Raw genomic sequence first — 24,445 nt, forward strand, 5'->3', positions numbered from 1 at the left:
TGCCGTAAGCAGTCCCTGCAGCATTAGTTGCATAAGCTCTGACATAATATTTTTTGGTAGCATCGAGTCCTGCCAATATGCTGCTAAATATGCCAGTACCAGCACCATCAGCGGTTTTCCCATCAGCCAGAGTCGGCGTTGCATTTGTCAGGCTCCAGCATACTCCACGAGAGATAATAGGGGCTCCTCCATCATCGGTAATATTTCCTCCGCTTTTCACAATACCTGGTTCATCTGTAGAAATCGTTGGGGTTACGGTGGACACAGTAGGAACTGTTTTGGTGTCAAGGATTGTATAGCTACCGTATGTAGTACCGATAGCATTAGTAGCATAAGCTCTTACATAATATCTTGTGCCGTTTGTCAGACCCGATATAATACTACTGAATAATCCGGATCCGGTTCCGTCAACAGTTTTTGAATTTGATATAGTAGGGGATGATGTTGAATTACTCCAGCATACTCCACGAGCGGTTACAGGAGCTCCTCCATCACTGGTGACAGTTCCGCCTCCTAAAGCCTTGCTGTTGTCGGTGGTAGAAGATACCGGCTGAGTGGTTATAACAACAGGTGCTGTAGGTGCTGTAATGGTTACGGATGATCCGAATCCGGTTCCGATTATATTTGTAGCATAGGCTCTGACGTAATAAGTTGTTCCGCTAACTAATCCGGTAATGGAACTCGAGAATGTCCCCATTCCGTTACCGTCGGAACTATGTGGTGCACTGAGTGCAGGAATGGCACTGGAGGTACTCCAATATACACCTCTTGCAGTTACAGGAACTCCTCCTGTTGCAGTAACCTCACCCCCACCAGTGGCCATACTGGGATCTAAATAGGAGATGCTTGCCGGATAGGTTGATACCGAAGGGACAGTGGGAGTACTGACAGTAACTTCATTGCCATATGCTGTTCCCACATTGTTTGTAGCATAGGCTCTTACAAAGTAGGTAGTACCCGATGTCAATCCGTTTATTACACTTGTAAAATCGCCAGTTCCGGTTCCATTGGAGGTATGCAACCCCGTGGCGACCGGACTTGAAGTGGTACTCCAGCACACTCCGCGGGCAGTAACGGAAGATCCTCCGTCGTTTGTAACCGTACCACCACCCGAGGCTTGCCCTGCCACATCTATTGAACTAATCATCGGGGAGGTTGTAAGCGTTGGTAATGAAGGTGTGTTGAAGGTAACTTCATTACCATACACAGTTCCTATTGCGTTGGTAGCATAGGCCCTCACATAATATGTGGAACTGGAGGCCAATCCTATTAAATTACTCGTAAAAGTGCCTATTCCGCTACCATCCGTAGAGTGTAATCCGGAAATAGAAGCTGTGCCCGATGCTGTACTCCAGCACACTCCGCGAGCAAGAACCGTGGTTCCCCCGTCACTAACTACTTCTCCGCCACCGGTTGCACTGCTTGCACTTGTTGAAGATATTGAAACCGCACTTGTTGTTACCACGGGAAGTTTGGGCGGAGTGTATACAATTTCATTTCCATATCCGGTTCCGGCACTGTTTGTCGCGTAGGCACGAATGTAATAAGTGGTTTCCATCGATAATCCATTCACGGCACTTGCAAAAGATCCTATACCGGAACCATTTGTTGTTTTGGTGGTGGTAAGTTCGGTTGGATGTGGTGACGTACTCCAGCACACACCTCTTGTGAGGACAGCAGCTCCTCCGTCACTGGTAATATTGCCTCCACTGGCGATATTCACGAAAATTGCACTTTCGGTACGTGTGACATTTAATCCCGAGATATCGAGCGTTGTCAACGTAGGGATTGTCAGCGTCGTGAAAATATATACAGGTCCGTAAGAGATTCCCGCATTATTTATTGCAAAAGCTCTTATGCGATAGGATGTTCCCTGAACGAGATTCTTTATGGTTGAAGCAAAACTACCAGTGCCGGTTCCTACATGAACCGTATCGTTTGCAATCGTTGGATTGCCGTCGGTACTCCAACAAAATCCGCGAACGGTAACCATTGCTCCACCATCGGTAATAACGGAAGCTGTGGCTACAGCGGTTGTCTTTGTCAAACCGGATACTACTACATTGCTTACTGTGGGTTTAATAGCCTGGGTTATCAGACTATCCTGGTTTCCATAACCGATCCCTTTGCTGTTTATTGCATATGCTCTTACATAGTATTTTGTACCGGGGATTAAGCCTGTAAATGAATCGGAAAAAGTTCCGGATCCTCCGTTAGCGTCACGAACCTTCGTTGAAAGCGTAGTAGTTGGGTTGGGGTATGTACTCCAGCAAATACCTCTTTCGGTTATGGGCATGCCGCCATCATTGCTTATATTACCGCCACTGGTTGCCTTCACACTATCTATGTTAAACGGATGTATGGTAGTCAGGACAGGAAGCAGGACTGCGCGTGTTCTGAATGAAATCTGTGTACCGTAACTGGTTCCCATCGCATTGGTTGCGTAGGCCCTTACGTAATAAGTCGTTTCCGGAGTCAATCCGCTCATGTTGGCAGTAAATACCCCTAATCCGGGAGTATTATCGACCGTTTTCGTGGCCAGAGCAATGGTCGGGTTCATACGAATATCCCAACAGATACCTCTGGCAATAATCGGAGTCCTTCCATCGTCTGTTATTTCTCCTCCGCTGGTAGCCGTTGTTGCAATGATATTTGTTGCCGGCGTAGTTGCAAGTAGAGTAGGCAAGGCATTTGTCAGGATTGTTTTTTCAACGCCATAAGCAACTCCGATTTTATTAATGGCATATGCTCTCACATAGTACAATGTGTTCGGTTGTAACCCTGTGAGCGAAGCGCTGAAATTGTCTGTCCCGGATCCGTTTGTGGTATATGTATCATCAATGGTTGGATTAGTGTGTGTGGCCCAGCAAATACCTTTCTGAGTAATTTCTGCACCTCCGTCACTGGTAATGATAGCCCCGCTGGTAGCTGCGCCTCCACCTACCTGAAGGACTTCAGTAGTGTTAAGTTGCGGTGCCGTAGGGAAGAGTGTGAATGTAACCTGATTACCATAGGAGGTTCCTGCAGAATTGGTTGCAAAAGCCCGGATATAGTAGGCTGTGCTGATTTTTAGTCCGATGACGGTACAGATAAAATTGCTACTGCTGCTACCGGCTATCACTTTGTTGACAGTTACGGTGTCTGGATTAAAATTCGGATTTTCACTCCAAATCACACCCCGGCTTGAAATGGCAGCTCCTCCGTCGGTAATAATTTTACCCCCGCTCATGATCGACGATTTGGATATCGGAGATACAATATTAGTTGTTAAGGTTGGGATGGCAGCTGGTGTTACAAATGATACTTCATTTCCATAGGCCACACCCTGATTATTAATGGCATAAGCTCTTGCGTAATATGTGGTAACAGGAGATAACCCGGACATATTACTGTAGAAATTAACGCCATCGCCTTTATCTCCCGAAGTTTTTGTAGATAACCCGGTAGTGGCTCCGGGTGAAGTGCTCCAGCAAATACCTTGATCGAGAATGGGAGTACCTCCATTATCTAAGATCGTACCCCCGCTACTGGCCGATTTGGCATCCGTAGATGGAGTTACATTCATTGTCTTGACCGTTGGTAATTGAAATGTAGTGAAGCTAACTTCTTTTCCATAGGCCACACCAACACTATTGATGGCATAAGCCCTCACGTAATATGTTGTCCCCTGCAAAAGACGGTTGATGGTAGAGTAGAAGGCTCCGATACCGTTTCCAACGATGGCGGTTTTGTTAACAACAACCGTATCGGGACGGAACCCTGAGACGGTAGACCAAAGAAGGCCTCTGGTTGTGACGGTTTCTCCTCCGTCTTCAGAAATAACGCCTCCCGCCGTAGCGCGTGTTCCATCAACGTCGGTTGCCTCCGTTGTTGCAACTGTTGGCAGTGTGGGTGGATCGGTAATAAAACTGACCAGATTACCATAACTTGTGCCTGCAATATTGGTGGCAAAAGATATTATATAGTAGGTGGTGTTCCCCTTTAATTGTTGTAGTTTCGTAATAAAACTTCCTCCGGCAGCACCGTCATGTGTCCTGTTTACGAGTACTGTGTCTGGTTTGAACGTTGCAACAGTGCTGTATACAACACCTCTATCAGATATATCGGTGTTCCCGGTATCGGTAATATCTCCTCCGGTCGTGGCTTTTGTTGGTCCGTTAGAGATTCCGGCCTTGGTAAATACTGTAGGAAGATTGGGGGTGATGAAACTCATCTCCTGTCCAAATGCGATGCCCGTGCTATTTATAGCATATGCTTTTACATAATAAACTGTGTTGGGGCGTAATCCGGTCATTTTTGCCGTAAAACTACCTTTGAAATATCCGGTGGTTGCAGTCTTATTGACGGTAATTGTGTCGGTATTGAAATTGGGTTGAGTACACCAGAAAATACCACGGGTCGTAACCAGAGCTCCTCCGTTATTGGTAATATTTCCTCCGGATGTCGCAGCGTTGGCAGATGTAAGAGACGGAGTTGTCGTTTCTACTGTTGGAAGAGTCGGTGGCTTGGTGACAAAATTCTCAATGGTTCCATAGGTAGTACCAACACTGTTTGTAGCATAGGCTCTTATGTAGTAAGAGGTACTGCCCAACAAATCGGTGACGGTGGACCGGAAAGAACCGTAACCAGTACTGTTTTCACTCTTGTTATCGGATAAAGATGGAGTATTACCGGTACTCCAGCAGAACCCGCTGACCGATACATCGGCACCCCCATTGTCTGTTATATTTCCTTCTGCATCAACCGTAGTCGTGGTGATGTTGGATACGGAGGTCGTAACCACTGTTGGGAAGTTATAGGTAGTGAAATTGACCTCATTCGACGCATAACCCGTTCCTGCACTATTCGATGCGAATGCTTTTGCATAGTAAGTTGTTCCGGGAACAAGATTGGGTATTGTAGCGGTGAAATTATCTGTGCCAGTGCGTGTAACTCTTTGAACTACCACCGTATCAGGTCTGAAGTCAGGAACATTGCACCATACAAGTCCGATAGTAATAATGTCGGCACCTCCATTGTTGGTTATGGTACCACCACATATTGCAGATTTCCCGTTTGCATTATTTGTAGCTGGAATGGTTGTCAGTTCGGGAGGTGTAGCTACCGAAGTGGTAAAAGATTGAATGTCACCGTAAGCAGTTCCTGCATTGTTGGTGGCATAGGCTCTGACATAATAGGCTGTACTGGCTTTCAGCTTATCGATGGTATGAATAAAATTACCGATTCCGATTCCGCAGGTGGTGTGCTGATCATTTATCGTTGGTGTTCCGGTCGTATTCCAGCAAATTCCACTTGAAGTGACTGACGTTCCTCCATCGCTGGTAATGGTTCCTCCTCCCACAGCCGAAACGTTAGTGACCGAACTAATGGACGATGTAACAATGGTGGCAACGGTGAAGGTTGAGAAAGAGACTTCATTCCCGTACGCAATGCCAATACTATTAACTGCATAGGCTCTGACATAATATTGGGTCATGGGAGTTAATCCGGTGATGCTGCCCGAGAAGGCTCCGTTACCACTCCCTGCTACCACATAATTATCAGAAATGGAGGGGTTTCCTGTTGTATTCCAACAGAATCCTCTTTCAGTCACAGGTGAACCTCCATCATTGGCAATGTTGGCTTTACCCAAAGCCGATGTTCCTCCGATGGTACCGGGTGTCAGAGTAGAAACGGATGCAATTGCCGGAGGCCCGGTTACTAAACTATCGAGATTTCCATAGACAGTTCCTACATCATTCGTTGCAAAAGCACGCACGTAATATTTTGTAGAAGCGGACAAACCAGTTAGATCACACACAAAGGTTCCGGTTCCGGATCCTCCTAAAGCAGTATTTGCATAAATGGTGGGATTGGGAGTAGTTGCCCAACAAACTCCACGAGCCACGATATTGCTTCGTCCGTCATTGCCAACAGAGCCGCCGCTCGTAGCCGAAGAACGTGTAATGCCCGACGGAGAGGTAGTTTTGATTTCAGACGGTAAAGTCGCAGTTATCAAACTGTCAAGATTCCCGTAAGATATTCCGAATTTATTTCGTGCGTATGCTTTGACGTAATATTTTGTGTTGGGTTGTAGCGAAGTAAGAACACTGGTGAAGGAACCGACTCCATCTCCTGATATAGTTTCCGACGTTGTGGTTGGCAGGCTGAGCGTAGGATTTGGCGAGGTGCTCCAGCAAATGCCATACGCACTTACGGATGATTCTCCGGCATAGGATACATTGCCGCCACTGTTGGCTGAACTTCCGGTGATGACCGATGGTTTGATTGTGGTCAAGAGAGGAGCCGCATGTGCTATTGTTACTAAACTATCGAGATTGCCGTATCCAACGCCAAAACTATTTACAGCATAGGCTCTTATGTAATATTTCTTTCCGGGTGTTAGTCCTGAAATGTTGCTACTGAAAGAACCCAGATCACTTCCGCTAAGTTGTTCTACTGTCTTGGTAGATAGGTTGTACGTAGGGTTTGGTTGGTCGCTCCAGCAAACTCCTTTTGCTTGTATGTTATCATTCCCGTTGAATGTAATATTACCACCTGAAACGGCAGATGTGATGGTAACGTTTTGTACCATAGCTGTCGTCAATTCAGGGATGGAATTGGTGCGGAACGAAACCACATCGCTGAAAGCAGTACCAACGCTATTGATTGCAAATGCTTTTGCATAGTAAACAGTTGCTTTGGTAAGTCCCGTTAACGTTGTAAGGAAATTTCCTATATCCGTCAGATTATCGTTTTTGGCATTGACATAGGTGTAGTTGGTATTATCGATGCTGTATGCAATTCCTCTTGCAGTGACAGGTGCTCCTCCATTATCCGTTATGTTGAATGAACCGATGGCGGTGTTGTTGGTGATACTCCCGGTATTAAAAACAGGATTCGAAATCTTCGCCAGAACGGGAATGGAAGTCGTAAACTGTTCTATATCACCGTACGATGTTCCCACGCTGTTTGTTGCATAGGCGCGGACATAATATGTTTTATGTCCGAGTAACGATTTAAGTGCAGATGAAAATATTCCGTTTCCGTTTCCGTCATCGGTGCTGCCGGCACTGTGATCGTCTTGAGGATCTCCAATGGCACTCCATATAATACCCCGTTTTGTGATTCCCATGCCACCATCGTCGGTAATGTTACCTCCGCCTTTTGCCGAATTGTATGTGATATCGGTGATGGCAGAAGTCATTACCTGAGGCATTCCGGGGATGATAATGCATGTTTTCTCTTCTCCGTAGGCAGTTCCTGTTTTGTTGATGGCGTACGCCCTTACATAATAAGTCGTATTAGCCGTCAAACCGGTTAAGGTAGCGCTAAAAAGGCCTAACCCGCCACCTCCGCCATCATGGGGAGAAGATGTTGTCGGCCCTGATGTTTGACTCCAGCAAATACCTCTGGAAGTGACGGTAGATCCTCCATCATCCGTTACATTACCGCCGCCTTGTGCTGTGTTGTTAACAATTGATGAAACATTGATCGTACTGACAGTAGGGATATTGAGTGTGACCAGACTATCAAGATTTCCGTATGAGATCCCCTTGGTATTTACCGCGTAAGCTCTTACATAGTATTTTTTTCCTAAGGTAAGTCCTGTAATATTACTGGAAAAATTATCAGTACCATCATTAACAATTGGTACCGAGGTCTTTGTCGGAAGATCGGCAGTCGGATTGGGAGAAGAGCTCCAGCAAACACCTTTTTCGGTTATGTTTGTACCTCCGGCGTCGATAATCACACCTCCACTCACGGCGCTACTTTCGGTAATATCGGAAGGTGGCACGGTGGTCAAATTTACATTCGAAGGGGTGGAAAAGCTGGTTTCGCTACTGTACCCAAACCCAATGGCATTTTTGGCATATGCCTTAGCGTAATAGACGGTTCCGGATAACAGGCCAGATAGATAATTGGTAAAATTCCCTATATCTGTGGGCGTAACCGTTGACGATGGAATGAATTGATAATTGATTCTGTCGGTACTAATGCATACTCCTCGTTCCAGAATGGGAGAACCCCCGTTTTCGATTATCATGGAAGCGGAAGAAGCACTGCTGCCTGTAATATTCGTAATTGAAATTACTGAACTCATCATCGGTACCACTGGAGGTTTTGTGGTGAACACAACTAAATTTCCATAGACTTTGCCGGCACTATTAACAGCATAAGCTCTGATATAATAAGTGGTGTTGCCCAATAAATTCATTAAGGTGCTCGGAAATTTACCCACACCCGATCCGTCGTCGGTAATATTATGGGACGGATCATCCAGCGGATCCCCCAGCTGGCTCCATATTGTTCCTCTGTGAGTTACAGGTGCACCTCCATCTGCAGAGATATCTCCTCCGCTTATGATGCGGGTGCTGCTTATACTATCGGCCGGAAGCGTAATTATTGACGGCAGTGCAATGGGTGTTGTGAAGTCAATACTTTGTCCGTAAACGATACCTTCGGCATTGACAGCATAGGCTCTGAGATAATACTTGGTTTTAGGTAGCAGATCGGTCATTGTGCTCACAAAAGTGCCTATGCCGTTTCCGGTAGGAATTTGTCTTGTTTTGGTTACAAGCAAGGTGTCCGGATCGGGGAATGGACTCCAACATATACCGGTGAGTGTCACATCGGATGCTCCGTTTGTTAAAACCTCGCCTCCGCTGGTGGCCTTATAGCCTGTTTGATTTGTCACTGGAGCTGTTGTAACAATAGCCTGGCAACTGATGTCTTTCCATTGGGAGCCATCAAAATACTTGATAGACCGGCTTAATGCATTGACATAGAAAGCCCCTTTTGATATTGAGAGAATATTGGGAGGCGCATTTGTTATGGGAAGCTTGTATGTGCGAATGTTTGCTCCCGAAGCAAATCCGTCATTAGAAGTAAAAACGCCGGATTTCATTTGAGGCATTTTAAACCACGCCGATCCATTGTAAATCATCATTGCTTTGTTTGCAACAGAATAGTAGATAGACCCGGGTTGGGGCTGCGAAGGTGCTGCTGTCAAAGAGGGGAGAAAGGGAATGCCGTTTTTGACGGCAAAGAATTCGTCGGGAGAGGCACTTGACAAATTTAAAGTGCATAAAGTCTCCCACCCATTTTCAGTATAAATCAGAGGTTTGTGTTCTGTGTCACTGAAAATTATCATCCCATGCTCAGGATTAGTAATAGAGCTTGGTTCAGTAACGGGAAAATGGGGAATTCCGTTTATGATTTTAAAATGATTTTGTCCATTTACCGAACAGATAAATAGAGCAAATAAAAGAGTAACAAATATCCGTTTCAATTGCACTGATTGTTTATTTGTCTAATTTCTTCAGAATAGTATTGATCTGTTCTTGTTGTCTGTCCAATCTATTCTTTAATGCCTCAATCTGGGTTTGTTGTTCTTTTACGGCTTGGATCAACACAGCCGTCAACTGCGTATAATCTACCTTGAGGTATCCATCGGTTCCTTTTGTTACCATTTCCGGGAATACCTTTTGTAGTTCTTGCGCAATGACCCCTATTTTGGCTCCCTTGGCATATTTTGTCTGATCTTTATATTCGAATCGAACGCCCCGCATCCGGTCAATAGATTGAAGAGCTTTCGTCAGCGTCTCGATTTTTGTTTTCAAACGCTCGTCAGAAGGTGTGTAGAAGTTTCCTTTTACGGTCACATCCTGTCCAAAAGTCGCATTACCACTTGTGTCGAAGCTCAGACCTTTATTGTTTTGGCCGTCGTTGCTGATGGCATAAGCGCCCAGTTGTATGTTTTGAGTAGCAGTATGGTTTCCAAGGTTATCGCCTGCCGGCACCCAATGTGATCCGTCATAGACGTACAGCGTTTTATCTATTGTATTGTAATAAGTGGCACCTGGAGTTGTTGTCGACGGAGGTGTGGTTCCAGTGGTGGTATTACCGGCCTTGTCGTCTACATATTTTTTATTGGCAGCCTCCAGATCTCCCGTCGGTGCTGCCAGATTGATAATTTTGTAGTTGTTTGAACCATCTCCCATTGATACATTGGCTTTTGCATCACCAAAACCGCTGAGGGTGATAGCGCTTTTAGGTGTGGGAACTGCCTTTCCATTCGCATCACCCACATAAAATTCATCCTGAGGCAGTGCATTGTCCACCGGCACCCATTTTGTTCCATCGTACACATAGAAGGTTTTCGCGGTGGTGTCGTAATAAGTATTTCCGGCTTGCGGCGTCGTCGGCTGGGTTGTTGTAATGGTACCGGCTTTATCGTCTACATATTTTTTGGTAGCAGCATCCTGAGCCGCTGCAGGCGTAGCCACGTTAGTCAGCTTTTGACTTCCCAGATCCACATCGGCAGTAGCAGGAGCAAATCCGCTTACCGGTATAGTGTTTTTGGCGGTAGCCACAGCCTTTCCGGAAGCATCTCCGACATACAACTGGCCTGTAGGTAACAGGTTATTTACCGGAATCCATTTGGTGCCGTCATAGACGTATAGTGTTTTGTCGGTTGTGTTGTAATAAGTAGCTCCGATAGTGGTAGTCGACGGTGGTGTTGTTCCTGTGGTAGTTGTCCCGGCTTTGTCGTCTACGTATTTTTTATTGGCGGCTTCCAGATCTCCGGTCGGCGCTGCTAAATTGATAATTTTGTAGTTATTTGAACCATCTCCCATTGACACATTGGCTTTTGCATCACCAAAACCGCTGAGGGTGATAGCGCTTTTAGGTGTGGGAACTGCCTTTCCATTTGCATCTCCCACATAGAGTTGATCCTGAGGCAGCGAATTATCTACCGGCACCCACTTTGTTCCATCGTACACATAGAAAGTTTTCGCGGTGGTGTCGTAATAAGTATTTCCGGCTTGAGGGGTAGTCGGCTGGGTTGTTGTAATGGTCCCGGCTTTGTCATCAACATATTTTTTGGTAGCAGCATCCTGAGCCGCCGCAGGAGCAGCCACGTTAGTAAGCTTTTGGCTTCCCAGATCCACATCGGCAGTAGCGGGAGCAAAACCGCTTACCGGAATTGTATTTTTGGCCGTAGCCACAGCCTTTCCGGAAGCATCTCCGACATACAACTGGCCTGTAGGTAACAGGTTATTTACCGGAATCCATTTGGTGCCGTCATAGACGTATAGTGTTTTGTCGGTTGTGTTGTAATAAGTAGCTCCGATAGTGGTAGTCGACGGTGGTGTGGTTCCTGTGGTTGTTGTACCCGCTTTGTCATCCACATATTTTTTTGTGGCAGCATCCTGATCGGCGGCAGGTGTTGCTACATTGATCAGCTTTTGACTTCCCATATCCACATTGGCAGTAGCGGGAGCAAACCCGCTTACCGGGATTGTGTTTTTAGCTGTAGCGACAGCCTTTCCTGAAGCATCCCCGACATACAATTGGCCTGTAGGTAACAGGTTATTTACCGGTACCCAAGTGGTTCCATCATAAACATAGAATGTTTTATCTGTTGTGTTATAGTATGTTGCTCCGGGTGTTGTTGTAGAAGGAGGTGTAGTTCCTGTGGTAGTACCGTTAGCTTTATCGTCTACATATTTTTTTGTAGCGGCATCGCGATCGCCGGTTGGCGTTGCCAGGTTGATTATTTTATAGTTGTTGGAGCCGTCACCCATCGATACATTGGCTTTTGCATCGCCAAACCCACTGATGGTGATTGTACTTTTGGGTGTAGCCACAGCTTTGTTTGATGCATCTCCAACATAAAACTGACCATTGGGCAGTATGTTATTTACAGGCACCCAACTGGTTCCGTCGTACACATAGAATGTTTTGTCTGTTGTGTTGTAGTAGGTAGTTCCGGGGGTAGGAGATGTTGGAGGCGTAGTCCCCGTAGTGATACTACCGGTTTTATCGTCTACGTATTTCTTGGTAGCGGCATCCTGATTGTTAACGGGCTGAGCCAGATTGGTCAGATTGGTTCCTCCCATCGAGATACTTGTCGTGGCTGCTCCCCAATCGCTTAAAGGAACAGCCGATTTTGGGGTACCAACGGGAACATTGGTAGCGTCTCCTACAAAGATGTAATTATTGGTTAGTGAAAGGCTCTTGGAATCCACATAATTTTTGGTCGCAGCATCTTGCGCATTTGTCGGGTCAAGCATGTTTTTAATGCTCTTGCCTCCCATTAGGATATCGGTGGTGGGAGCCCCCCAATCGCTAAGAGGGACGGCTGATTTAAGGACGGGAGAAGCGACTCCTACAGCTGTGCCTACTAATATTTGATTTGTGGCTAACGAAATATTAGCCGGGCTAAACATTTTAGTATCTACATAATTCTTGGTGGCGGCGTCTTGTGCTGCGGTCGGATTTGCCAAATTTGAAATGTTGTAATACGGACCTCCTGATGTACCCATGTTGAGAGCTGCCGTTGCCTTGCCGAAATCACTTATAGGGATAGCATTTTTTAACACCATGATCGCCCGGTTGGAAGAGTTTCCTACAAACATATTGTTGTTATTCAGTCCGAGGGTAGAAGGGGTCGTAAAAAGCATATCTACCCAACCTTTGGTCGCAGCATCATCTATAAGGGTAGGAATTGCAAGGTGTTTGATCTGGTAGTTGTTGGTTCCGTCTCCCATTTCAATATAGTTCTGAGCACGGCCAAAACCACTCAATGGAATATTTGCTTTGTCCAGTTTTGCATTTGAGATGGCTCCATTAGCCACCGTTAGTTGACCCAGGTCATTGATAGTGGCATCTCCCGACATGGAAACTGCAGCAGGGACATTGGATGCATTACCCACAAATATTTTCCCGTCGGGCAACGTGTTGGTAAGGCTCACCCAGACAGTTCCATTGTAATAATAAAATTTTTTGTCAGTAGTATTATAGAATACTTCTCCTTCCTTCACGGTTGTCGTCGATGGACTTGGATTTATTGTCCCGGTGGGAGTCGACCCGTTGATTGATACCATAACCCACCGGCTCAGAGCATCATAGACATAGAGAATATTGTTAACATTATCGAAAAAGAAATCACCGGGTTTGGGAGATGTTGGACGATCGGTAATTGATCCAGCAGGGATGGATGTACTACTGATGGACATCCAGGTTCCTGCCTGTCCCATCATATAAAGCTTATTATCACTTGTTGTATAATAAACATCTCCGTATTTGTACGTCGTTGGGAGAGATGTGATGCTTGGTACAAGATTCCAGGTGGTTCCGTCGCAGACATAATATTGATTATCGTTAAAATTCTGGACAACAGCTCCTTTTGTTGTAACAGGTTCATCAGTAGCCGGCCAGGCAAAAGACGGTTGAATTCCGGTTACTGTGATCCATCCGGAGCTTGAGAGTTTATATAGTGCAGCCGATGTTGAATTGTAGACAACGTCGTCTATTTTATAGGTAGAGGAAGCTGGTAATACTGCTCCTGAATAGTAGTTTGTTGTATTTGCATCAATGGTGAGTAAGGCCGCATTTATCGCAGTAGACAGAACGTTTGACGGAATTTCAGCTCCGGAAAGGTATAAACCTTTAGTAGTTGGGCGAAACAATACTCCAGTTCCCATACTGGCATCAATGCCATCAGTACATTTCACAGTACAGTAAATAGTTGAAGTTGGATTCGGGCTAATATAATCTATCTCATAAGAATGACCTGTAGCATCTATAACAATATCACCAACTAACACTCCTGATCCTTGGAAAAATTCATTTTCAACAGGGCAATATAATGTTAATGCATTTTCAACATTTGGATTTACTGGTGTAGCCTCCATAATTTGCACAGCCCCACTAAACTGTCTTTTGGTTTGAGCACAGAGATGAAGTGCAAAAAAAGAAACGACAATTAAAGAGATGATATTTTTGCTCAATATTGTTTTCATATTACTTTACTTGTGCTGGAAAAATGTCGTTAATGCAGTTATCATTTTGTAAATTCTATTCCTGCTAAAAATGGAGAATTAAACAGAAGCCATCTCCGGACGTGTTGGTGTGATTCCCCATACTTGTTGTGTGAAATGTTATCGAGCCATTTTGAGCTGCGGTTAGTAGCCAGATGCAGTTTGTGGTGTAAGGGCTGGATATGTTGTAATTGTGATTGGTCGTAAATGGGATGTCAAACAGGAAAATACTTGGCATCATAAGGTCAGACATATCAGCATTATTATTATATTCTTTCCCAATATAATTTATAACGATATCAAGATTGACCTGACTTCCAATATCGGTATAAGAAGATTTAATTTTAAGATAATCAAGCCAAACTCCAGCCGGAACGTTCACCGTATAGGTGTAGCCGGATAAAGTCACAGTAACCCCGGTTCCCGAGGCTCGACAATAAAATTTAGTATTCCCGGATGGGTTGTATGCTACCATTGATCCTCCTCCTGATGCCGGAGCTTTCCATGTAGGAGAGCCGGTTGTTGCATCTACAGTTAGCACTTTATTAGCATCGTCCGGAATAGTTGCTGTAGGAAGAGTTGAACCACTGCCTCCTGAAGGAGTTGCCCATACGCCGTCACCTCGTAAGAAGGTGGTTGAGCTTGCTGTCCCTGAAGTGGTGTTGATGGCGGCAACGGGTACTGTACTGTTCCCAAATCGTGCAGTAGGAATAGATCCTGTGGTCAGTTGCGTTGCATCCAAATTAGTGATGCTGCCTGACGCATCTCTTTTGACAAGCGCATTGGGCGTTGACAAAGTAGTTGCTCCATTTGCCAAATCAACTCCGGTGCGTACTGCGGCTGCCGTGGCTCCTCCCACATAGGCAACTGTTGGAGCCGATGCTGTTCCGCTCAAATCGTTTGCAAGCATTAAAACTCCCTTGGTCGTGTTTGTTGCATCGGCAGCAGTTGGTATTGCCCATGTTCCGTCTCCGCGTAGGAACGTGGTTCCATCAGCAGTTCCACTACCCAGTCGGGCTGTAGCAACAGTACCTGATACAAGGTTCGATGCGTTAAGATTTACGATATTACCCGTGGCATCTCTTTTGACAAGGGTATTTGCATTCGACGAAGTGGTTGCGTTATTTACCGCAATGGTTGCTGTATTAATAGCCGAAGCTGTAGAACCACCAACGCTGACTACAGACGGAGAAGCCGCAGTTCCTCCCAAGTCGCCGGCCAGCATCAGAATCCCTTTGGTACTGGTCGTTGCATCAGTACCACTGCCTGCGGATGCCCATGTTCCGTCTCCTCTTAAATAAGTGGAAGAGTTGGCTGTTCCAGTTCCCAAACGAGCTGTAGCTACGACACCTGAAGTGATATTGCTCGCATCGATATTACCACTAAAAGAGGATGCCGTTAATTGTCCGGTGGAAGGCACGAACTTTAGACGTGATGAGGTTACTTTTTGAGCTAAATTACCTGTATTGGATGTTACCCATACCGGATATACCGAGGTTGCTGTTGTTCCATCATCCGTAATAGCTGTTGTTGAGGCCGATCCTGCCGAACCTGTCACGCTGCCGTTTATTGGGGCAGTTACTGTCAGTCCGGTTAATGTGCCTACCGATGTAATCGCAGGTTGAGCACTCCCTGTCACAGTTACAGCTGTGGTAGCTGTTGCTGCATTTCCTGTTGTGTTTTGATTTAACGTAGGAACGTCGGAAGCTGCGATAGAACGGAATGTCGGGACTCCACTACTTCCTGTAGGTGCAGCAAGGAATGTTCCGGCAGACTGGCTGCTAAGTGTGCCTGTGAGGGTGCCGGAATTTGTAACCGGAGAATTTGTAACCGTAAATATGGACGGCAGGGATAATCCTACCGAAGTTACGGTTCCCGATCCTCCACTGGGAGTTACCCATGCAGGGTTCCCGGAAACAATGGTTAATACCTGTCCGTTCCCTCCCGAAGAAGGCACTTTTCCATCCACATACGTTTTTACTGCCTTCGCCGATGGATATTGCGTATCGGTAACCGAAGCAAGTGTTCCGTCTGTAGTTTTGTTCGATTTATCTTCTTTGCCTACAACGGTGGCATTGGCAGAAACCAAAGCATCGGAGTAGTATTTTTTTGTTCCTTCGGTTACCTGGTCGGTGGTATAGTCGCCGGTTGTTGCAACAACTGCGCCCGTTCGTCCGAATACGGAACTCACGGCTCCTCCGTTTGCAACCTTGTCCCACGAGGTACCGTTTGAAATCACCCAATCGCCCACATTTAATGCCATCGGAATAGATCCGGCTGTATTGACCACAAAATAATAGCCCTGACTGGCGCTGGCAAGGGGAAGGGACGGCGATCCTGACGAAGCATCGTAAGTCCCCTTGTATGTAACTGCACCTGTCACTGAATTCGGGAGGTAAGCCGGATCAATTTTTACGGATGCATTTAAAGGAACAACGCCATTAGCTTGTCCTTTGGTGCTTACGTCGATTTTTGATGCAAAATCGGAAATATCGGCTCCTGAAAGGGTGCGGAAAGTAGGTGCTCCATCACTACCGCTGGGAGCTGCTAAAACTGTATTGGCAGTTTGATTGTTCAGAGTTACGGTCAAATTACCCGAAGAGGTAACCGGAGAATTGGCAACGGCAAAGATGGAGGGCATGGCTAATCCTACGGAGGTTACAGTTCCCGGGTTGGTTGACGGGATAGCCCATGTTCCATCACCTCTCAGAAACCCTGAAGAATTTATTGTTCCGGCATTAAGCGCAGTCAACGGAATAGTATTTGTTCCGTAGTTAGCCGCCGGAATGGTACCGCTTAGGTTCGTAGCAGCTAATGAACCGCTGAAAGTTGTGGCTGTAAGCGTACCTGTAGAAGGAGCATACTTGAGTTTAGAGGTGCTGATGTTCAGTGGCACATTTCCAGCTCCTGTAACCCAGGTTGGATATACGGTGGCTCCTGCCGAAACATCTGTTACTGTTACTTTGGTGGATGTGGTCGCTGTAGTGGCTGTTGTTGCTGTGGCCGCATTTCCGGTGATGTCTCCCTGAATCGGATTTACTACCGAGAGACTTGTTAATGTTCCAACAGAGGTAATGTTGGGTTGCGAAGCTCCTGTGACTGTGACTGCGGTGGTGGCCGATGTTGCTGTGGCTGCGTTGCCGGTGATGTCGCCGGGGATTTTTCCGGAACTGTCTCTGATTACAAGTGTATTAGGGTCTGTTGATGTGCTGGGTAAGATACCTCCTATACTGGCGACGGATGGAGCATCGGCTGTTCCCGCTAAATCTCCGGCCAGTTTAATAATACCTTTACTGCTGGTGGTTGCGTCAGGGATGGTGGTCGTTCCCGGGGCTTGCCAGGTTGCAGCATTACCCAGTGAATTTATTGTTAGCACTTTGTTTGCATCACTTGCACTATAAGAAGGTAGACTGCTTGATCCTCCCGATGGCACAGACCAGTTGCCGGATCCGTCAAGATATGTGCCTGCGGCTCTTCCCGATGCCTGAATTGCCGAGACAGGAATGGTGCTGGCACCATAACGTGCTGTTGCAATTGTTCCCGTCAGGTTGGAGGCGTTCAGGCTCCCCGAAAGGGTTGACCCGGTAATGGCTCCCGTTGCTGTAACCGACGTCGGAGTGATGGCTCCAAGCGATAGAGAAATAGCCGGCGTACTTGTCGGGTTGGTTATCGAACTGATAATTCCGTTGCTGGAGCTGACAGAGACACTGGTTACTCCTGGAGCCGACCATGCGGGAGATCCGCTGACCATTGTAAGAACCTGTCCTGCTGTTCCTCCGGATGGCACTTTCCCATCAACATAATTCTTTACCGCATCAACGGTAGGATATTTTGTGTAGGTAGCGTCAGATATAATCGAATTTACTTTGTTAGCAACGTCTTCTTTTCCTATTAAAGTGGGATTGGCATTTGCTAAAGCATTCGTGTAATATTTATTGGTCGAACCTTCTGGGACCAGATCTGTATTGTAATCTCCTGCATTGGCGGTGATTGTTCCTGTTCTTCCGAATACGCTGGAGACAGCAGCACTATTATTCACTCTTTCCCAGCTGCTCCCATTGGAAATTATCCAGTCTCCTACATTCAGATTAATAGGGTTTGATCCTGCTGATGTTACAACATAATAGTATCCTTTATTGGTTGCAGATGCTGTGGCAAGAGATGGAGTTCCGGAGCTTGCATCGTATGTTCCTTTGTAGGTTACTGATCCAAGAATAGCGTCGGGCAGGTATGTCGACGGAATTTTCAGACTGGCATCCAAAGGTGCGACTCCCGATGCTGCTCCAATGGCACTCACGTTGACTTTGTTGGCAAGACCGGGAATATCAGAGTCCTGCAAGGAACGGAACGTGGGTGTGCCGGCAGCTCCGGAAGGTGCGGCAAAGACAGTTCCTGCCGGTTGACTGGCTAATCCGCCGGTCAGCGTGCCTGTGGTGGTGACGGGAGAGTTGGTTACCGTCATGAAGGATGGTAAAGTCAATCCTACCGACGTAACGGTACCTGTCTGTACCCAGTTTGTACCATCCGATACCCAGTAAGTATGTGTTTGTGAATTGTAAAAGGTAGTTCCGGCTGGTCCTACAGCGGGTAATACCGTGCCGCTTGGAGTTGATCCTGCCTCTGCCCATTTGAATTGATTATTACCGGCCGATACCAATACCTGACCTGCGGTTCCTGCTGTTAATGCACTGCCTGCGGTTCCCTGAAGTTTAACATCAGTGATACTTCCATTTAATACTCCTCCTACTGTAATCCAGTTTGTTCCATCGAATATTTTCAATACATTTTGTGCCGGATCTGCATTTGTGAGATAAAACACATCACCGGTTTTTGCACTTGAAGTAGCCGGGAGTATTGTCCCATTGGGTGTTGAGGATACGGGAACCCACTCTGTGTCCTTGTAATAATAAAAATTCTTGGTCGTTGTGTTATAAAAAACATCTCCGGGCGATGCTGTTGACGGGAAAGCGCTTCCGCTTGGAGTTGTTTTCATGTCATTCTGGTCTGCAATGCGTATCCATTGACCATTTGCAATGTCAGAGGTGGAAGATGTATTTGCCGCAGCATTAGGATTACTGAAATAATAATAGCCGGGAGTAACGCTTGTCGACTTAAGTCCCTGCCCCGAAGGAGTAGTCCCTGTGGCAACATTATAAACGATCATGCCATCATAGGCGGATGGAAATGTTGCACCATCAAGTATCCCTGTATTAAAATTAAAGGTAGTAAGATTTGTACGGGGAAATAATAATCCTTTCCCGGCATTGCTGGGATCTATGCTTAAATCGAAATTACTAGAAGCGTCGAAGAATGGATTCTCAGCAGTAATATTTGCAGTAACTGTCCCATTTGAGAATACCTGTGCATAGGTATGGCTGCAAAATGAGATTGTTATTAGAAGTGACAATCCTATTTTTGAAATATGTGATAACTTTATCATATTCTTCCTTTATATTATTGTTAAAAACCAGCGACTACATACCAGTTTGTGCCGTCAGATATCATCGTCTCTCCTCTGGATGCTGTTAGAGAGGTGTTATTGACCGGTACGTACGTAATGTATGTGTAAGTACCCGAAGTTCCTGCTTGTACACTATTGTTTCTTATCATTAAAACGCGACCGGGGCAGGTAGTAGGATTTGGCAATGTAATGTTTCCGGCTCCTGCAATCTGAATGTTAATTATGTAATCATCATCATTCACTGTAAAGCCGGCAAAGGTGCCTGTGTAGGTTCTTATCTTTGCATATACCGCACCATTCATTTGAACCGTTCCGTTAAAGATTGTCCTTCCGGCCGATCCTGTAAGTCCTGTATTAGAAAATGTCAGAGTGTTCGCTCCCTGATCTACAGTGGTGTTTTTTGTTAAAGTACCGCCTAACGCAACATCGCTACTGGTTACAGTCAAACCATTGCTGGCTGTCGATATACCTGAACCTCCTCCGCTTGGAGTTTGCCATGTGGCCGATCCCGATGCGTTTGCAGTAAGCACTTTACCTGCGTCTGCGGCGGCAGGAGTTGGCGCTACTGTATTCAGTGTCGATCCTGAATAACTTAACCCACTGCCGAGTGTGATTTCAGAAACTGCCGTTCCTGACTGTCCCGATCCTAAGAGTTTGTTTGCCGTCATGGTTTGCATCTTGGCGTAAGTAACTGCATTTGATGCTATTTTGGCAGTCGTAACAGCATTGTTGGAGATAGTACCTGCAGCAGTCACATTCGTGCTGCCATCAAAAGCCGGAGATGTGTATGTAAGGTCTCCGGAAATGGAGATTGTTTTTCCCGTTTGCAGTTTGGTTGCCGAAGCTGCATTATCAGTAGGTGTTAAATAATCGGTACCTGCAGTTGCTGCTGTAATGGCTCCTGACGTTGCATCACCTTTTAACAGGCCTGTAACTGTGGTTCCAAGAGAAATATCTGGTACAGCACCTGCTGTGGCAGTACCTTTAAATCCGTTTGTGGTCGCAACAGTCACTCCTGTTACGGTTCCACTACTTCCTCCGCTTGGAGCCAACCAAACCGGAGCACCGGAAGCATTTACGGTGAGCACTTTGTTGGCATCTGTTGTAGTTGAAGTCGGAATGCTTGTATTTAATGTGTTTCCTGTAAAACTCAATCCATTGCCTAAGCTGATTTCAGTAGCTGAGGTTCCGCTAAGACCTGATCCCAATAAGCGGTTAGCAGTCATGGTAGGAAGCAGATAATCGGTTCCGGGAACTGCCGCTGCGAGACCGGTCCCATCTCCTTTTACCAAACCTGTGACGGTTGTTCCTAATGTTATGGCAGGAACGGCTCCTGTGGTAGCTGAGCCTTTGAATCCATTTGCAGTATTTACAGAAACTCCTGTTACAGTTCCACTACCACCAGAAGACACTATAGTGGATATTTCTCCCTGTAAATTTTCTAATGCCGTTTGAACTGTGGTTGCCGTCGATGGTAATCCGTTTTGTACTACAACAGGCACGGTTGCCGCTGTGGCCGAAGTGGTTGGCGTAGCCCATGTTACTGCGGTTCCGGCTGCGTTAACAGAGAGCACCTTGTTTGCGTCAGTGGTTGCATAAGCCGGAACTTTGGCGTCCACATATGTTTTTACTGCTTTTTCAGAAGGATATTTTGTGTCCGAATTTGAAGACAGCGTTCCATCCGTGCTTTTGTTGGCTTTATCTTCCTTAAGGCTCAATGCAGTTTGTGTCGCAGTACTGATAGGCTTATTAGCATCACTTGTATTGTTAACGTTACCTAGTCCTAAATCGGTTGGAGTGATTGCAAGCATTGTCTTTAGCGAGGTGGCGGACAGTGCAGTTGGAGCAGAAGCGGAGCCTGAGTTATTTCCAAGAACAGTATTGTTTGCAATGCTGTTCAATCCAAGAGTTACAGATCCGGAAGTGCCTCCTCCGACTAACCCTGTTCCGGCTGTTACGCCAGTGATGCTACCAGTTCCGGATCCGGATCCACTTCCGGTAGCCGATAGAACACCTGCGACTAATGAAAGCCCTGATCCAATTGAGATAGATTCTGGGCTTCCGTTTCCGGTACTTGTGCGCCCAATAAGTGAACCCGATGCAATATCGGCCATTTTGGAATACGTAATGGCTTTATCAGCTACCGACAAAAGCGAACTGGAAGTTCCGCTTCCGGTTAAGGTTGCATCGTGCGATACTGTTGAAGAACCTCCTCCGCCTGCAGACACTTGTGCATCCACATAGGTCTTCACTGCTTTTTCCGATGGATATTTAGTATCTGAGTTTGAAGAGAGCGTTCCGTCCGTACTTTTATTTGCTTTGTCTTCTTTCAGGTCTAATGCGGTTTGAGTTGCCGTGCTGATCGGTTTGTTCAAATCGGATGTGTTATCAACATTGTTAAGTCCAACATCAGACTTTGAAAGCGAAAGCATTGTTTTTACCTGCGAGGCGGATAAAGCTGTAGGTGTTGATGAGGATGAAAAAGCATTTCCCAATATTGAGGTTCCTGCAATACTTCCTAAGCCGAGTGTTACGCTTCCTGATGTTCCCCCTCCGGTCAAGCCGTTTCCTGCATTGACCGCGGTAATAGTTCCCGATCCGCTTCCTCCTCCTGATGAGCCTGTTGCAGAGAGGACACCTCCGGCAAGCGACAAACCCGATCCTATTGTAATTGCTTCAGCAGCTCCTGTTCCGCTACTTGAGCGTCCAATTAAAGTATTGGAGGAAATATCGGCCAGTTTTGGTAGTGTTACCGCTTTATCAATCAATTTGGAAGAGGACACACTGTAATCAGCAAGGCTTAAAGGAGATGACGAAATTCCATTCCCGCTTAAACTCGAGTCATGATACACCGAAGTGAGTCCTCCTCCGGCTGCTGTTGATATTTGTTGATGAAGAATATTCAAGGCATCCTGAACATTAACGGCATAAAGACCCGGAATTTGAGGCGATATCTGAATATTTTCCGCATATGGAAATTCAGGAATCCATGCAACTCCGTTGAAACGTAACGATTGTCCGCTGGCAGGAGCTGTTGGCGCTATCGGAATGTTTTGAATTTGTGTTACTTTCGTTGATGTATATGCTCCATTCACATCTCCGGATAACGTTAAAGTTCTTGGAGCCCAGAAGATGCCATCATATAGTAAAGTTTGACCTACTAATGGAATATTTGCTACTACTGGATATCCCTGTAATTTTTCAATTTTTGTAACAGAGCCGGTAGAAGTTACGTCACCTGTAAGGTTTGTGGTGCCGGTGGTTGTCCCACCGGTAGTTCCGCCTGTGGTGCCACCTGTCGAAGTGTTGATGCCATCAATCATATCTTTCAGTAACTTACCCTGATATGCAGATAAGGCAGATGTGGACGAAGTCGAAGTAAGGTTGTCGATCACAGGAGTTGGTGAAGTAGAACTGCTGCTGCCTCCGCTACTACTGCTGCTGCCACTGTTTAATGCGTAAAGCGCATAAGGTACACTTAACAACTGGCTTACACCTGAAATTGTATAGTTGGTACCTCCGGTTGGATCGGTTTCGGTCTTAATATAATAAGGACCTTTAGACCAATCAATTGAATTGAAGAAGGATACCTGGGCAATCCCGCCTCCCACTTCAAGAGAAACCAACCCGTTGGCATTGGTCGGGACTATATGATTTTCAACATATACCGCAGGACCGGTTGACGTGCCCTGTAAAATACTGATTCGTATACCAACAGTTTTGTTTTGAATGAGATTCGAATTGGCATCTCGGATAATGGCCTGATAAGTCATCCTTTGTGGTGCCTGAGCATACAAAATTGTTGTAATGAACAGTGCAGTTAGTAAATGTAGCAGATGTTTCATTGTTGAATATAATCCTTTATAATTTTGAAAATTCGCAGAATATTTTTCTTAGGATTCATGACGGTCAGCAGGTAAGTTCCTGTTGGTAAGTCTACCATTGAAACAACAGTGCTGGCGGTTTGTATATCTTCTTGTTTGATTAAATTTTTGCCGGTGTCATACAACAGATACTTCAGATCTTTGAAATTGGCATTTTTGACGGTAAGCGTTACATAGTTCGTCGTAGGATTTGGAAACACAATGCAATCGATGGTTAAATCGCTTGACGGTGCGTCGCTTGGAATGATGCCGGATATTTTATCAAAAGCTTGTTGTACTCCCTCTCCAAATGTTATATTAGATACAGAAATACTTGTATATGATACCTGTCCTAATGTATAGCTTACAGATCCCCCTTTGCCTGAAATGTTTCCACCGGCGCTTGATGTTGCCTCCTGAGCACAGAGCACAAGAGGGAACAATAGAGAAAGAAATATAAATACAAAAAATCTCATATATAAGCAAATAAAAATTAAAATATGATTTTTAAGATAACATTCAGTTTGGGTCTTGCGTTTATTGAATAATCAGCGTTTTACTAATCTTTGCTTTTGTTTGTTTTCTCGAAATAAAAGCCAATACTGGATAGTTAGTTCATAATATATTGTATTACAATATGAAATGACCAACATAAACCTCTCTGCACACTGTAACATATCGGCTGCCGATTTATTATCAGTAGAGGTTGTTTTTGACATGAAAACAAAAATTGTGTATGCTCCGAAATGGACATACCATGTCAAATGAATTAATAAAATAATGGATTTTTCTCTTTTAATTATTTAATAAAACTGCTTCGGACGCGCTTAGCGATGAAGCAAGATCGGAAATGAAAGGATTGTTTCATTTCCTTGGATGATTTTGTCAACCAAAAATTGTCAGAATGATTAAATAGACTTGTTGTAAAATTACAGCCATTCAACTCAAGCGGTATCTCTCTCTTCGATTATAAATGCCTGATTACGATTTGTATTCGGCATAAAATAAGGCTGGTTCTCTTTAGATAGGACAAATATATTTGTGGTTTTTTGAATGTTGCGTTTAACAATTGCATATAAAGCAACACTTCAATTCAAAAATAATTAAATTTGATGAATATCCCAACGGTATCGCATATTTTTTGCGTTAAAATACATTTTTGTTTCAGATTGTTTTTAGGTTAACCTATCAAGGTGCGTTATCTCGGAGTTTTGTTCGTTAAATTTTTGGTTTCTGACATGTAATTTTTTGTTTTTATTTTCATAAAGCAAAGATTAATAATGTGATGATGATTAAAGCAGGTGTTATTTTTT

At 45.3% G+C, this 24,445-nt stretch carries 5 protein-coding genes; all 5 read right to left on the reverse strand.

From position 1 onward, the window contains the following. The coding region (locus F8N35_RS04360; RefSeq protein ID WP_293050137.1) for a fibronectin type III domain-containing protein at positions 1 to 9,133 on the reverse strand (9,133 nt) is incomplete at its 3' end. Positions 9,134 to 9,284: 151 nt separating this feature from the next. Next, a complete protein-coding gene (locus F8N35_RS04365; protein WP_293050138.1) occupies positions 9,285 to 13,790 on the reverse strand; it encodes a tail fiber domain-containing protein in 4,506 nt (1,501 codons plus the stop codon). Between the two features lie 64 nt (positions 13,791 to 13,854). Next, positions 13,855 to 19,248, reverse strand: a complete 5,394-nt coding sequence (locus F8N35_RS04370; RefSeq protein ID WP_293050139.1) for a hypothetical protein — start codon at positions 19,246 to 19,248, stop codon at positions 13,855 to 13,857. A gap of 20 nt (positions 19,249 to 19,268) precedes the next feature. Further along, positions 19,269 to 23,114 (reverse strand): hypothetical protein, encoded by a 3,846-nt coding sequence (locus F8N35_RS04375; RefSeq protein WP_293050140.1) that lies wholly within the window; start codon positions 23,112 to 23,114, stop codon positions 19,269 to 19,271. Further along, complete coding sequence (locus F8N35_RS04380; RefSeq protein ID WP_293050141.1) at positions 23,111 to 23,608, reverse strand: T9SS type A sorting domain-containing protein; 498 nt, start codon at positions 23,606 to 23,608, stop codon at positions 23,111 to 23,113. Before F8N35_RS04380 ends, F8N35_RS04375 begins: the two co-directional genes overlap by 4 nt. Positions 23,609 to 24,445: the final 837 nt, after the last annotated feature.

The sequence above is a fragment of the Paludibacter sp. genome (genome assembly GCF_009712605.1).
GTDB lineage: Bacteria > Bacteroidota > Bacteroidia > Bacteroidales > Paludibacteraceae > Microbacter.

Coding starts and splice junctions, on each gene's coding strand:
- F8N35_RS04375 (WP_293050140.1), bottom strand. CDS start 23,114: ATGAAACATCTGCTACATTTACTAACTGCACTGTTCATTACAACAATT.
- F8N35_RS04370 (WP_293050139.1), bottom strand. CDS start 19,248: ATGATAAAGTTATCACATATTTCAAAAATAGGATTGTCACTTCTAATA.
- F8N35_RS04380 (WP_293050141.1), bottom strand. CDS start 23,608: ATGAGATTTTTTGTATTTATATTTCTTTCTCTATTGTTCCCTCTTGTG.
- F8N35_RS04365 (WP_293050138.1), bottom strand. CDS start 13,790: ATGAAAACAATATTGAGCAAAAATATCATCTCTTTAATTGTCGTTTCT.